Below are 13,848 nucleotides of genomic sequence, written 5' to 3'. Positions count from 1 at the left end.
CGATCAGCCTCCCCCACCGGGGGCAAGCGAATCACGATCCAGCGCCAATCGCGAGAGGGAATTTCAGCAGCCTGCTAAACGACATACGGCCCTGCTAGGCCACCGCGCCGAGTTTGGCCACAGAGTTGGGGAGAGACGGGGCATTGTAAGGTAAGGGGGTGCCGAGGCATTGGGGCAACATGAATGCCATTATCTGAGATAGCCGACGGCACGCCGGGGCCCCTCGAATGCTTCCTCGCCAAGGAAGCGAGCCGGCACGCCGCGCTGGTCCGCTCCGCCAATATCACCATCGAATAGGAGTCTGGCAAAGCCGCACTCCGTCGGGGTGGCGGCATAAGCGACCGGCGACGTCAGCGCCGCGCTTTGGAACTGCCTTGACGGTGATGCAAAATGCTATCGCTGTCAGGCAGCTTATCAAGCCACGGTTCTACATCGCCGCACACTTGCACTATGCCGCTAGGTGCGCAGCATAAGCGTAGGCCGGTGACCTATTCCATTCGATATGCACCGAGTGAACTATGGTCGAGCCAGCGGCGCCAAGCGGGTATTGAGTCGCCTCACTTCAAATCGATAGATCCTTGGTGTTGTAGTCGCGGATCACGCGCTCATACGTCTCCGGTGTGTTACGAAACTGATCCTCTAGGCCGACGAATGGCTGGTAGCGGAACCGCGTCTCATGGGGGAATGCCTGATGACGCGCGTCGATCGCAACCTGGATGACGGCGGCGCGCTCGAAAACGCGCTTCTCGTCGTAGGTCGCGTTGGTTTCGGTGATCGACAGTGCCGCCTTCTGCCCCAGAACCGACTTGCGGCGATGAAATCCGAAGGTCAGCGAGATGCGGAGGTCCGGCGAGCTGTTGGCGAAGGAGCCGTGCACCATCTGGCGGTTCACTATGGTGACGTCACCCGCGTTGCAGACCAACGGCACGGCACCTGGCAGCTGCTCGCTGCCGCCATTCTCCTCGACCATCCGCTTGATGTCGACCTTTCCAAGCTTATGCGACCCAGGAATGACCCACAGGCAGTTGCCCACCGTTGTGGGGTAAATCTGGACCTGGAAGTTGAAGCCGTGGATACCCTCATCCCAGTCGGGCGAGTTCCAGTGCGTGACGCCGTCCTGGTGCCAGGCGACCGAACCGCCCAGGCCCGGCTGCTTGACGAAGATGGCGTCGTTGAATGGCGCGAAGTCGGCGCCGTTTACCGACTGCGCGACAGCCAGCAGGCCCGGATGCCCATACAGCCTCAAGCCCGACGGCATGGACTGGCACATCGAATACATGAGGAAGACCACCTGCTCGGGCGCCCCTGCATCGGCCTTCGGCTGCGCCATCTGCGCGGGATGGCGGCCGTTCAATGCATCGGTGCCGCCCCACGGATCGGAGAGAGGTTTGGTATAGCGATACGGGAAGCGCGCGTAGTCGAGGCCGAGGGCAGGTCGACCTTGCGCATCGACCTTGGCATCCGGCGTGACCGGCGCACGCTCCAGCATGTCCTGCGCTTCGCGCCGCAGCGCCTCAACCTCAGCCTCGTCGATAACTCCCTCAAAAATGTAGTATCCGTGCCGCCAGTAGGCGGCGAGGATATCAGGGTGCAGGAGGCCGTCATCGGTCAGTCGGATCGGGCCTCGATTGCCAATCTCGGCAGCGAGGCGCTCGCCAGCGAGGCGATACTCGCGCATGCCGGCATCATGATCGGCCCGTGACAGAGTCGGCGCTTCCGTGGTGGCAGACATTCTTGTTTCCTCCTCTTGCTGCGATCATACATCCCCGGTGAGTGGAGCGGCAGGCCCGGGCAGCGGGGACAACCAAGCCAGGCAGGGCTTCGGGCACTAGCCTGGGCGGATCTCTCGACGCTTTACTAGGTCGCCCCACCGGGCGGCCTCGTCCTGCATGAAGACGCCGAAGGAAGCCGGGGTCGTGTCGCCGGCTAGGAATGTCATATCCCGCATACGGGAACGCACCTCCGGCAGTTGGAGCACCGAGCGTAGATCGGCCGCGATCTTCTCGATGACCGCAGGGGGCGTCTCACGCGGCGCCACCAGCCCATAGAAGGCTGCGGCACTGTAGTCGGGAAAGCCCTGTTCAGCGATGGTTGGCAAATCCGGCAGGAGGTCAAGACGCTTGGACGACGTGACACCAAGTGCCCGCACCCGCCCTGCCTCGATATGTTGCAACATGCTGCTGTCGAACATCGCCGAGACGCGCCCCGACAGAATATCGGCGTGGGCGGGGGTACTGCCCGGGTACGCAATGGTTGTCACCTCGATGCCCGTCTTGTCGTAGAGCAGTTCGCCAGACAGATGGGTGATGCTGCCGATGCCGGTATGGGCCACCGTGACCTTGCCAGGATTGGCACGGGCATATGCGACGAACTCACCCACCGAGCGTGCGGGGAAGGATGGGTGGACAACCAGGATGTTGGGGATGCTGGAAATCAGACCAACAGGCACGAAATCGTGGAAGGGGTCGTAGGGCAGCTTCTCGAACATCATTGGGTTAAGGGCAAAGGGTAGCGAGACCGACAGCATGGTGTGGCCGTCCGGCGCAGAGCGCTGCACCGCCTGGGTGGCGATGAGCGTATTTCCTCCGGGCTTATTCTCGACTACGGTGGGTATGGCCCACATCTCGCTCAAGTGTTGGGCGGCCAGGCGGGCCTGGCTGTCCGCAGCGCCGCCGGCACTGTAGGCGACGACGATCCGCACCGGCTTCTCAGGGAAGCGGGACGCGGGAGATGACGGCTGTGCCAGGGCGGGTGTCGCCAAGGTGACAAGCCCTGCGACCATGAGGCGTCTGCGGCGTAGCGTCACGGCATGCTTTTCCCTTCCTTGCCCGCTATGGGCGGCGGCGGCTTCTTCGGGTTGCGATTGGATGCACCCAGCATCGATGGTGGGATGCCACTAGGGCTACTCCGCTCGAATGTTGGCCTCGCGGATCACACGGCCCCACGTCTCGCGGTCGCCGGCAATCAGGGCTGTCACGTCCCCTGGCTTTCCGACGAGAGCCTCGGCTCCCAACTCTGCCAGCTGCTCCACTATGGAGGGCGCGGAGAGCACTGCGTTCACCGCGGCGTTCAGGCGGCGCACAGTATCATCCGGCATGCTGGCGGGGCCAAGGAGGACGAACCACCCCTCGATCTCGGCCTCCTGAAGGCCAAGTTCGCGAAGGGTCGGAAGATTAGGCACCAGCGGGCTGCGCTTCGATCCGGTGACCGCAAGGGCCCGCACCTCACCACGCCGGACATAAGGGAGCATCACTGCGACATTGTCGAACATCGACTGGATGCGCCCGGCAAGCAGGTCGGCACGAACCGCGCCGCTCCCCTTGTAGGGAACGTGCAGGATGTCGATGCTAGCGACCCGGCGCAGCATCTCCCCGGCCAGGTGTTGCGCTGTCCCCATGCCAGTGGAGGCATAAGCAACCTCGCCAGGATGGCGGCGAGCGAGTTCAATCAGGTCTTTCATCGACTGCGCCGGAACGCCTGGACTGACGACAAAAAGGTATGGCGTCCGCGCGAAGGTAGCGACGGGTGTGAAGCCTCGCACGGGGTCGAACGGCAGCGATGGGTAGAGTTCGCCTAAAGTGGCGTGCGAGCTCGGCGCGAAGAGGAGCGTGTAGCCGTCAGGCGCGGCCTTTGCCACAGCCTCGGAGCCGACGATGCCGCTGGCCCCGGCCCGGTTCTCAACGATGACATTCTGGCCGATCTCCGCCGTCAGCCGTTGGGCCAGCAGACGAGCCATCACGTCGGTTGCCCCACCCGGCGGGAAGGCCACCACGATCCTTACCGGTTGGGTCGGCCAGGCTGCGGTCTGGGCGGAGGCCTGTCCTGTGATGGCCGCCAAGGCCATGACGAGCAGGAGCACCCTACCGATGCGCCGCATGTTGCTTCCTCCCTGTGGTCGTTCGCTTGCGGTCCTCTGGGGCCTTTCAGGAGACGGCGGCGACGGCCTGGAGCATGGAGGTCCGGTTGCCTGCCGCAGCGGGTGCCACGATCCGACCGGTCTTCTGCTCACCCTCCAGCGAGCAGCGGTACATGACCCGCGGCTTCGTCTGGTCGAAATCGGCAAGCGCAACGTGGCAGGTGCAACGGTTGTCCCACATGACGAGGTCGCCCACGCTCCAGCGGTGGCGGTAGACGAACTCGGGCGAGGTCGCGTGGGTGTTGAGCAGGGACAGGAGGCTTTGGCTTTCCTCGTCCGACATGCCGACGAAGCCGCGGATGCGCTGGCCGATGAGGAGCGACTTCCTCCCAGTCTCCGGATGGACCCGTACCACCGGGTGCACGACCGCAGGGTTCCGGCGCTTCATGTCGGCTACGAGAGCCGGGTCGCGTTGTTCGATGCCCTTGATCAGCGTGACGTCGTGAATCGCCTCAAGCCTTTCCAGAAGGGCACGTATCGCTGGGCTGAGTGTCTCGTAGGCAAGGTAAAGGTTCGCCCACATCGTGTCGCCACCGACCGGCGGCTTTTCCTTGCAAGATAGCAGCGCGCCCTTGGCCGGGCGCTCCGTGTAGCTGAGGTCCGTGTGCCAGTTCCGGCCTGAGTTGTGGGTGCCGGACGGCTTTCCCCCAACCTGCTTGTTCGTCAGGACCAGGATCTCTTGGTGGTCGGGGTGGAGGGTCGAGGGCGCCTGCGAGGCGTGGCCGTCGAGATCGCCGAAATTCCGCGCGAAGGTGATCTGCTGCTCTGGTGTCAGGTCTTGGTCGGGAAAGACCAGAACCAGGTGGCGCAGCCAAGCATCACGGATCGCGCCGTGGTCCACCGCGGCGAGTGGCTGGCGGAGGTCGAGGCCGGTGACCTCGGCGCCGGCGGCAAAGCCCAGGGGATGGATGGCGAGTTTGCTCATGGGCGGTTCCTCCTGAACAGGACATTAGTCGGCTGTCGATTGTCTGACAAGATTTATGCATCTTATCAGCCTTTCCACCTCGGCACCGCGTCACGGGGCGGAGTAGAAGTGCGCGCCCATGAACGATACAGAAACAGGCCCCAATGACGTTTTGCCCCTGGGGAAGTCGGCAAAGTCCCTGCCCGAGCGCCTCGCGGACCTGATTCTGGCGGAGGTAATGGCCGGCCGCCTGCGGGCGGGCGACCGTCTGAAAGAGGAAACCCTCGCCCAGCAGCATGCGGTGAGCCGGGCAACGGTGCGTGAGGCGCTGATCGCCCTCGCCAAGGGGGGCTACGTGGTGCGTGTGCCACGCTTCGGCGCCCGGGTGGCCGAGTTCTCAAGCGAAGATGTCGCTGACCTCTTCGAGTTGCGCGCCACCCTCCTCGGCGTGGCGGCGGGGCGCTGCGCCCGCGTCTCGGCACCAGCGACGCTTGCCGGACTGCAAGACCTGGCGGCGCGTATGGAGCAGTTGGCAGCCGACCCAGCCACGGACCCGCAGGCCTTCGCGGCATGCTCGGTGCGTGCCCAGGCACTGCTGGTTGGCGGCAGCGGTAACCGATACCTTCCAGATGTCTACGAGCGGCTGGCCGGCATCAGTTCCTGGCAGCTGATACGCTGTCGGGCTGCGAGTTTTCTGCGGGCAGGTTGGCGTGCCGAATCTGCAGCAGACTGGCGACGCCTAGTGGACCGTGTCGTCGCAGGCGACGCTGGGGGCGCCGAGGCCGCGGCCCGGCTTTTGCTCAACCACTCGGCGGCGCGGGTCCAACAGCAACTGGAAGAGCCTGTTGCAGGCCAAGCCTGACAGTCGCATGCTCGCAACGGCGTGTCGTGCGGCTGGTAATGCCTCTCAATGGTGAACTTCTGCCACGCGCATAATAACAAAAACGCCGATCGATGCCGGATAGGGATCGGCTTGTATGGCGCAGCGGCAGTTCCTTCATAGGAATAGCTGTAGCTTGGCCATCCAGCATGGATGGATCGAACAACGTTGTGCCGATCCCGTACACCACCTTTGAACATGCGACAGGTGCCGATATCAGAAGCGGCACTGGCCTCGCCACAATCCAGCAGGCCTACGCTTCGGGCACATACAGGATGTCGCCGCAAAACGCGGATGCCTATGCGCCTGTGACATGGGGAGAGGACCACGCTCTCGGCGTGGCGCGGTTCCATATCCCGCCTTATTCAACAACCCTATCCGATATTTTTGAATACCAAGACGGTCTTGACGGGGACACGGCTCGGCATGCCAGTATCGCACCGCATCGCCTGACAAATGGCGAAAGCCGCCGCCCCACTGCCTTCAGTCGTTCTGTGCACCAAAGCCCGCCTAATTGGCATTTTGTACAATCATTCAATAAGTTACCACGCATCTCCTTACCTAGAAACGTTAATTAAAAAATAATCTATTTAGCAATGATTAAATAGGTCGATAAAATAATTAGCAAAAATCCCAATACAGTGTGGAAGTTAAAAAATGAAATGACGCCATTATTTTTGGCATTACTTTCCACAACTGTAGAGTCGAAGCTCTGAGCCGGCGCCGTCGTTTGCTCAGCGATCCACACAGGCTCGCCGCGGTCTTTGAGGTTAGTCTCGTCGAACTTAACCGTGGTTAGGGCAGCGTAAGCATCATGCTCTGTATTGCCTTGCATTGCAGAGAGCTTGGGTGACATGTTGAACCACTATATCCATGGGTGAGCCATCAGAATGGCTGAGCAGCACACTCGAAACGACACACATGTTCGTCACGAAAAAGCATCGTTGCGGCTTGCTTTCTGATCGTGCCTTGCTCGGTTGCGAGGTTCATGCGGGGGCACCGAGGCGGATGAGGCGCTGGAGGTTGTAAGTAAGTCCGCGCAGTGGCGCCTGGACGCGTTGCGTCGGATCCAGCCTAGCGGTGAGCCCCCATGGCGTCGCTTCACGACGGACATGACGGTCTCCACCTTCTACCTTTGACGATAGGCGACGCGATCAGCTTCCACGCTGGGCTTGCCGAACCGCCGGACCATCTCCTGCCGCAGCGGCGTGGTTGCGACCATGCGGGCCGAGCCGTTTCTTGACCGGAAGCAGGCTGTCGACGCCGAGACCTTCGCGGCAGTGGCGGTGGTTGGCTTCGCTATCATAGCCTGCGTCTGCCCGGAGCTTCTCGAAGGGCATGCGGGTGGCTGCCGTGCTGGCCAGAGGCGGCAGGTCGGTGAAGTCACCGCACAGGCCCGGCCTGACCCGCTGCGCCAGCAGGATCTGCGGCGCGACCCGCATGGCGAAGGCCCATTTCAACCGGCCGCGTTGGCCCCGGTGCCGCTTCGCGCCATTCAGAGTAGCGCGACGTGTGTGCGAAGAACAGACTGGTGGAGTCGAGCGCGATCTCGGACGCGCGTTCAGTATCCCCACGAGCGCGGCGGATGGTTTCAGTCAGAGCCGCATCCAGCAGATCAGGGCTGACGTGATGGCGAGCGAACCACCACACCTTCGCGTGATCCGGGACAGCTCAAAGGCCGATCAGGCGGCGGAGTTGGCTCGCAATACGGAGAAGATCCTCGAGGCCCGGTAGGTCAGCACCACCTCTCCCACAGCAGAAGCAAGGTGAACAGGGTGGCCAACGCGCAAGCCGGGGTGGCGAAGCGGCTCGGGCTGAGGGTTACGTAGAGCGCCACCGCCACCGCGAGCCGGGCAAAGCGGAGCAGTTCATTGTCCATGATCCTCAAACTGACGCTTCAAACTTCCTCCTGCTTGCACAGGCTAGCGACAGAGCGCATTTATGTAACAAACGGCTTAAGTCCAGGCACGCGGACCAGACAAACACTTAGAGCAGTTGCGATTGCAAAAACATAACCTGCAGCTAGTAAACATTCTAGCGTGCTACCTCTGTCGGCAAATTTTATTATTATTAGAAGAACCGCTAGGTGAACCGAGTAAACACTTAGACTTACACGGCCTAATCGCGCCAAAAACCGAATTAAACTGCATTCTGGAATTTTTTGAACAAGTTTGAAAGTTACAACCCCAACCAGAAATGTTGATAACACAAAATCATGACTAATCCAAGAGTTGGATTTCGAAGCCACGTGAATGAAAAATTCCTCACATATCATACAAGAGAACGCAATAATCGCCGCTATTAAAGACGTTCGCCAACTTTCATTTGTAACCCAGCTTGATAGGACCGAGCCGATAAATACGTACATCGGAGCTATCAAAATGCCACCTCGGGCGCCGCTTCCGGTCAATCCCAGAACATCGTGATACGCGCCATTTATTAAGGAAGTTGTCGCAAGCACGATGCAGGCTGATCCTGTCATCCATACTCCAAATAAGGAACGCCCAACCCCAACAAATATTAAAGCAAAGCATAGTGCCGGCAAAAACCATAGATGGTAAGCAGGCCCACCAGATAATAATTCTCGAAACCCAACAGGAAATTGCTGACCAAAAATTTTTTCGAAAAGAATGTAGTAAATAGCCATCCAGAAAAAATATATTGGCATCAATCTCTTGCAGATTTTTGTTACTAGATTTCGGCAAGATGTATCACGCAGGTTGAGAAAATACCCGGCCGCAATGAAGAAAAAAGGCACAGCTGTACGGCAAATGGTAGCGATAATTGTTGTAGAAAAAGAACTACTTGCTTGGGCAGGCAAGGAGTGAAGCAACACAACAAGGAAGCTCAGAGCATATCGTGCAGCATCTATTGACGCCCAGCGCTGTACATACTCCTTTTTTGGTTGGCACATCATCAATCAATACCAATCTTGTCGTTTGGGTCGTTTTAATTGGTGGATTAAACTGCGATGAGTTAACAGCCTTCCGCCCACGCCGGCGTTGGTGTTTTGCTGTATCCAGCAATCCTCCTGAGGATCTGGATTTGATCCTCGGAGAAAATTTTTAATGACCGTTTGTTATCATAGAAAAGCTTTCCATGCTTAGTGTTGATTCAACCTTGACACTGTTGAGTTCGCCTTGCGGTGCTTTGAAATGTATGGCGGCTGGAATATACTGCTGAAGAATATACAGTGGCCGTCCTTTAGCTTCATTGAAAACGCGTCCTAGATATTCACCAATAATGCCGAGGGTTAGAAGTTGCACACCGCCCAGCAATAGCATTACAGCCATAAGACTTGCGTATCCAGCAACTGGATTAGAAAACATTAAGGTTTTTATTACGATGTGTGCTGCAAAAATTAATGCGAAGACCGCAACTGCCGCTCCGAGATATGTTGCGATTTTCAATGGGATAACAGTAAAACTTGTAATGCCTTCAATTGAGAGATTCCATAAACGTCGGTAGTTCCACTTTGTCGTTCCAGCAGCGCGTGGGGCACGATCGTACAAAACAGCTTTTGAGGGAAATCCGACCCAGGCAAACAAGCCCTTCATAAAACGATGTCGCTCGCGCATCTGAAGCAACGCGTCAAGCGAGCGGCGGCTCATAAGCCGAAAATCACCTGTGTTTGGAGGTAAACGTACTGAGCCGCCGATATGTTGCATGACGCGGTAAAACACAGCGGCGGTGAGACGCTTCATTTTTGTCTCGCCCTCACGCTTACGGCGCTGCGCGTAAACGACGTCAAACCCTTCATACCAGCCCGCAATCAGATCTGGAATTACTTCCGGCGGATCTTGCAAATCAACATCAATAACAATTACTGCGTCTCCTTTTGCATGATCAAGACCTGCAGTAAGCGCCACCTCTTTTCCAAAGTTGCGGCTCAGATCAACAATCGACACTTGAGACTCTCTGTTGGAAAGTTCTTTCAGAATTTCAAGACTGCGATCCTTTGAGCCGTCGTTGACGTAAATTACCTCCCAGGGGTGCTGAAGCTTTTCCATGACCGCGGTAAGACGGCTTTGAAATGCCTTTAAAACATCTTCTTCATTGAAGAGTGGAACCACAACAGACACCATAGGACTCTGGGCAATTGGCAACGAAGCTCGAGGACTGGTTACTGCCCGCAGTTGGGGGTGCTCCAAAAACATTGATGAGGGATCCTTAGCGTTGCGGTATATTAATGGTTTCACAACAATCTTGCTGCGAAAAGACACAAACTCATGATGAAGCTCCTTAGGGCCCGCCGTACATTTCCTTACAAATCTAGCGTATTCTTGATGACACTGAGTGTTTTCATACTTATGGGTTCGGCAATTAACCGAAGTGTGGAGTATGACGAGAATTACTCCGTTTTCGTAACAGGGCACGTTGCTAGACCATCTTGGCCGGAAAGCCCTTTTGTGGCTGAGGAAGTTAAAAATACGTTTGTTTCGCACTCCAGTCTAGGAACAGTAGTAAATAACCTTCGCAATACAGATGTACATCCACCTTTGTATTTTATGTTTCTTTCAATTTGGCGAGAATTATTGGGCGATAATATAGTAATACTTCGCAGTTTCAGCGTAATATGTTCGGCATTAGCTGTAATAACCTGGATTTTCACTATATGGAGAATGGGATTCTCTCCGATAGCACTGGGCCTTGCGGTTACGCTCGCGTACGGCTTTGGCTATTCTGGTCATATAGCTCGCGGGTTTGCACTCGCGCATCTGTTCGTGGCGTTCACAGTCCTTGCCGCAGTCGAAGCTTATCGAGTCAGGACGAGATCGTGGAAATTTCTGAGCGCATGGGTAGCTGTTGCCGGACTTTGTGGCGGGTTTGCCACCCTTACGAACTACCTCGCTGTTTTTCCGGTGGCAGCAGTGCTAATTTGGCTAATTTTTAATACCCCTCGGAAGATAATTAGCGCGGCTTGCGCTGGACTACCCTTTGCTCTTGCAACTGCAGCTAATCTCTATTTCTTCATTGCTCAAAAAAGTGCGCGTGTCGGGCAGTTTGAGCCTTTCGAGTTATTTTCCATAGTAATAAAACTGATTCAATTAAATGCCGCCAGCCTATTTGGCGGGCTACCACTTTACGTTAGTAGCGGAGCGCGGGCGCCGGTGGAGGTTGCGTTAGGGGCGCTGCTTCTCATGTCTACTGCTATGGTTGTAGTTGCGTGGCGCAAACTTGGGCCGATGCGGTGGCTATGGCTGTCAGGGTTACTCGCTCCTTCCTTAGGCCTGATGGGTCTTGGGGTTATCTTTGGCAACTCACCGGCTGAACTAAGATATGTAGCCTTTTCTGTTCCCTTCGCTGCAGGGCTCTTTGTTTCAACCGCATCAGTTCTGTACCGAAATCTACCTCAAGTTACGTCCGCTTGGTTTACTCTAGTTTTAGTCGTCGAGGCAGCGGGCGCCTTGGGAATGATGGTTCACCCAAAAACTCAACAACCTTTTCGTGCGGCTCTTGATGCTGCATCACCGTACTTCGGTTCGGACACTGTGCTACTAGTCCCAGCTGGAAATGATGGTGTTGGAATCATGGGAAGCATTTTGCAGGAAGTCCCAAGGCAACAACCTATTTTGATGATGGGTCATCTAAATGCGTCAACGACTCCACATCGAGCAGCTGGCTTCGATAAAGCGCTTTTAATAGGAATTGGTGACCGCGATGGAATTAAGCAAATACAAGACGCATCCAACGCGCTTCGCGAGTACCCTTTCTGGCGTAGTACCGGTGTAATTTGGCGAGATTTTCGCGGACATTATGTCGAAGTATTTGAAAGAACGCAAAATACCCAAGGGGCAAACTGCATCTCCGTAGCAGCAGCGTGTAAGAGCGTGGCCAGTACTAACTAATTAAAACGATTTGAAGGGTAATTAAATACGTCTCAGGCCAAGCGATTGCTTTGAACGTCGAGGTGGCTGAACAATTTCAGCCTCCTTGGCCGTAATGAAAAAACAGCAAGACAGGAAGATATTTGTTTGACTATGAGAGAGTTTGCTCAAAACTTACATTATATTTTAACTCGAAGCTATAATAGTTCATCAGTAGTCTCAATTGCGGGCGCCCGCACTGCTGGACTTTGGATACATCTTAGTTAGTCTTCAGAGCCCGTTCTCTAAACGGGGCTTTTGGGTCAAGCGCCGGTGTGAAGGCTGGCCGCTGCCGAGGTCATGGTTCTCTCCGGGGTTGGTGTGATCCGCCCCATGATGGGGGTCAGGGGTGGGGCGCCGCGATGTTTGAGGCGGCCTGATCAGGCGTGGCATGCCAGACCGGCCAACGGTCTCTGCGCGGTCGCCGCCACCCACCGTCCCGGCAGAGACAGCCTCTCCGCCGGAGCGGAGCCTGGGTGGTGGAATGCGGGTCAGACCATCTTGGCCTCCTCGCGTGTCCACCAGAACTCGGTGCCGTCGGTCCAGATGCAGCGGAGAATGACGGCGATCTTGCGCGCAACCGCGACCCGCGCCTTCTTGGCGCCGATGCGCTGCACCAGGCGGGTGCCCCAGGCCTTCAGCGGCGAGAACCGCTGCACCTGGTCAGCAGCACGTTGGCGGCCTCGTATAGGTAGGTGCGGGTGAAGGCATCGCCGCACTTCGAGATGCGGCCATGCCGGTCGGTTTCGCGGGATTGGTAGCGGGTCGGCGTCAACCCGAGATAGGGTTCGACATCACGTGCGTGCTTGAACCGCTCCGGGTCGTCGGAGGGAGGCGAGGTAGGCGGCGACGGCCGCGGGCTCGGCCCGCAGCGTCTCCGGCGCGAGCGCCTCCCGCACATAGGCTTGGGCGAGGCCGGGGCCGCCGCCCCGGCTTAGGCAAGGCCCCTGCCCGCCCCCGGTCACGCCTGGATTCTGGCGGTTATCCGCGATTGCGGCAAGCCCTGCATCACTTGTGGTAAGCCTCCCTTACCGCAAGTGATGTAGAGCTTGCCGCAATTCCGGATAACCGCCAGATTTCGGATCTGACCGGGGCGGGCAGGGGGATCATGGACGAGGCGGAGAATGCGGCAGCGCTCGAGGCTGGGCCGCCGGCGGTGGTGCCCGAGCAGGATAGGACGCCTCGTTCCAGCGTTCGGCGTTGGTGCACGGATGCGGGTGAGCAGACAGGACTTGCCTACCCGGTCCAGGATATCAGGTGGCGCGAGCGGAAACCGGCTTCGCAGCCCGGATCATGCGGTTGAGCACCTCGACGGCCTTGGCGACTTCGGCCTGCTGAGCAGGCAAGCTGCGGGCACGCAGCTTCAGGTCGATGATCGCCTTGTATCTGCCGACTGCGGTTCCCGCGAGCCTGCACCGGCTGTAGCCGGTCGTCTTCTGCCAAGCTATGCGGCCCTTCTTGGTGATGAGCCGGATATGGCGGTCGCGTTGGCTCCGCGCCCCCGGCATTCTCCGTGCCACTGGCGCATTGGATGTCAGCGATTGGCCTGACCCTGCAGCGCGGCGGCATGGACTGGCACGACCTCGCGGCGTTGGTGTCCGGTAAGGCGAAGCGGCAGGCGGCCCCGGGCCTTCACCTTCGCCAACCTGGCGCCGCGCACCGCCCGGAAGCAGATAGCCCTGCTGGCCGGCCGGCCGACGTTGACGTTGCAAGACCGCGTTCGGCTCGAGCGGCTCCGCCAGTGGCTGCACGGGCAGGGGGTGTCGGCGCGGCTGCCGGCTGACCGTGTGCACTGGCTGGATGGCCTGTAGCGGACGGCATTCGGGGGTAGCGTCGTGCCAGCCGCCGCTAAGATCTCGCCAAGATGCGGCAGGAAGGCGGCAGCGCCTTCAGAGCCCGGCCGGCTGGGCTCCGCGGCAGCCACAGGTCGCCATACGTGGCGGCGGCCTCTCCATCGGCCCTGGCGGCGGCATGGCCATCAACTGCGGCACTCCGCAGGACCTCAACCCTAGCTTTCTGGAGCGCGGCATCGCTAGGCCATTCCCCCCTTATGCGTGTAGCTTGCCAGGGACACAAGCTGAGGACGAAGACGACTGAGGCAGTCCACTGCTTTGGCTCTATCAACTACTCAGCCTAAGCTTATGCGATACCGAGCTCATCATGGCCGAGCGGAGCATCAGCATCACGCATGAGAGCATTCGGAACCGCGTTTATGCTGTAAGCTACATTGCTGGTGAGCCCATCCTGTGGTGTTCTAACTACAGAAGTTGTGAGGACTTAT

General features: G+C 58.2%; 15 protein-coding genes. 2 read left to right on the top strand and 13 right to left on the bottom strand.

The window, feature by feature from the left end:
- Positions 1–562 precede the first annotated feature (562 nt).
- The 4 genes from JMJ56_RS27815 to JMJ56_RS27800 form a co-directional block, all read right to left on the bottom strand.
- Positions 563–1,732 (bottom strand): phytanoyl-CoA dioxygenase family protein, encoded by a 1,170-nt coding sequence (locus tag JMJ56_RS27815; protein WP_202835010.1) that lies wholly within the window; start codon positions 1,730–1,732, stop codon positions 563–565.
- Positions 1,733–1,828: 96 nt separating this feature from the next.
- The gene (locus tag JMJ56_RS27810) at positions 1,829–2,701 is read right to left on the bottom strand and encodes a tripartite tricarboxylate transporter substrate binding protein (protein WP_202835009.1); all 873 of its coding nucleotides are present in this window, start codon (positions 2,699–2,701) and stop codon (positions 1,829–1,831) included.
- Positions 2,702–2,902: 201 nt separating this feature from the next.
- Positions 2,903–3,877, bottom strand: coding sequence for a Bug family tripartite tricarboxylate transporter substrate binding protein (locus tag JMJ56_RS27805; RefSeq protein ID WP_202835008.1), 975 nt, complete (start codon positions 3,875–3,877; stop codon positions 2,903–2,905).
- A 46-nt stretch (positions 3,878–3,923) separates the two neighbouring features.
- Positions 3,924–4,841 carry a TauD/TfdA dioxygenase family protein gene (locus JMJ56_RS27800; RefSeq protein WP_202835007.1) on the bottom strand — a complete coding sequence of 306 codons (918 nt, stop codon included), beginning with the start codon at positions 4,839–4,841 and terminating at the stop codon, positions 3,924–3,926.
- A gap of 118 nt (positions 4,842–4,959) precedes the next feature.
- Here JMJ56_RS27800 and JMJ56_RS27795 point away from each other — a divergent pair, with 118 nt between their 5' ends.
- The gene (locus tag JMJ56_RS27795; RefSeq protein WP_202835006.1) at positions 4,960–5,682 is read left to right on the top strand and encodes a GntR family transcriptional regulator; all 723 of its coding nucleotides are present in this window, start codon (positions 4,960–4,962) and stop codon (positions 5,680–5,682) included.
- 604 nt (positions 5,683–6,286) lie between these two features.
- Here the strand turns inward: JMJ56_RS27795 and JMJ56_RS27790 are convergent.
- From JMJ56_RS27790 to JMJ56_RS27770, 5 genes are all read right to left on the bottom strand, one after another.
- Entirely contained in the window at positions 6,287–6,556 is a 270-nt protein-coding gene (locus JMJ56_RS27790; RefSeq protein WP_202835005.1) for a hypothetical protein, read from the bottom strand.
- Between the two features lie 298 nt (positions 6,557–6,854).
- Positions 6,855–7,274, bottom strand: a complete 420-nt coding sequence (locus JMJ56_RS27785; RefSeq protein WP_328702487.1) for a transposase — start codon at positions 7,272–7,274, stop codon at positions 6,855–6,857.
- Between the two features lie 161 nt (positions 7,275–7,435).
- Positions 7,436–7,579, bottom strand: a complete 144-nt coding sequence (locus JMJ56_RS27780) for a hypothetical protein (RefSeq protein WP_202835003.1) — start codon at positions 7,577–7,579, stop codon at positions 7,436–7,438.
- 60 nt (positions 7,580–7,639) lie between these two features.
- On the bottom strand, positions 7,640–8,617 hold the full coding sequence (locus JMJ56_RS27775) for an acyltransferase (RefSeq protein WP_202835002.1): 978 nt from the start codon (positions 8,615–8,617) through the stop codon (positions 7,640–7,642).
- Positions 8,618–8,765: 148 nt separating this feature from the next.
- Entirely contained in the window at positions 8,766–9,806 is a 1,041-nt protein-coding gene (locus tag JMJ56_RS27770) for a glycosyltransferase family 2 protein (protein ID WP_328702488.1), read from the bottom strand.
- 303 nt (positions 9,807–10,109) lie between these two features.
- Here JMJ56_RS27770 and JMJ56_RS27765 point away from each other — a divergent pair, with 303 nt between their 5' ends.
- Complete coding sequence (locus JMJ56_RS27765) at positions 10,110–11,549, top strand: glycosyltransferase family 39 protein (RefSeq protein WP_202835001.1); 1,440 nt, start codon at positions 10,110–10,112, stop codon at positions 11,547–11,549.
- 509 nt (positions 11,550–12,058) lie between these two features.
- Here JMJ56_RS27765 and JMJ56_RS27760 read toward each other — a convergent pair.
- From JMJ56_RS27760 to JMJ56_RS27750, 4 genes are all read right to left on the bottom strand, one after another.
- Positions 12,059–12,226: a hypothetical protein gene (locus JMJ56_RS27760; protein WP_202835000.1), complete on the bottom strand. Its 168-nt coding sequence runs from the start codon at positions 12,224–12,226 to the stop codon at positions 12,059–12,061.
- On the bottom strand, positions 12,205–12,342 hold the full coding sequence (locus JMJ56_RS35700) for a transposase (protein ID WP_407927961.1): 138 nt from the start codon (positions 12,340–12,342) through the stop codon (positions 12,205–12,207). The genes JMJ56_RS27760 and JMJ56_RS35700 overlap by 22 nt, the downstream gene beginning before the upstream one ends.
- A gap of 19 nt (positions 12,343–12,361) precedes the next feature.
- The gene (locus tag JMJ56_RS34320) at positions 12,362–12,532 is read right to left on the bottom strand and encodes a hypothetical protein (protein WP_236038698.1); all 171 of its coding nucleotides are present in this window, start codon (positions 12,530–12,532) and stop codon (positions 12,362–12,364) included.
- A 288-nt stretch (positions 12,533–12,820) separates the two neighbouring features.
- Positions 12,821–13,075, bottom strand: coding sequence for a hypothetical protein (locus JMJ56_RS27750; protein WP_202834998.1), 255 nt, complete (start codon positions 13,073–13,075; stop codon positions 12,821–12,823).
- Positions 13,076–13,848: the final 773 nt, after the last annotated feature.

The sequence above is a fragment of the Belnapia arida genome (genome assembly GCF_016773205.1).
In the GTDB taxonomy this organism is placed as follows: domain Bacteria; phylum Pseudomonadota; class Alphaproteobacteria; order Acetobacterales; family Acetobacteraceae; genus Belnapia; species Belnapia arida.
The sequence above is the reverse complement of the archived record's forward strand: the minus strand, read 5'-3'. Positions and strand labels throughout refer to the sequence as shown.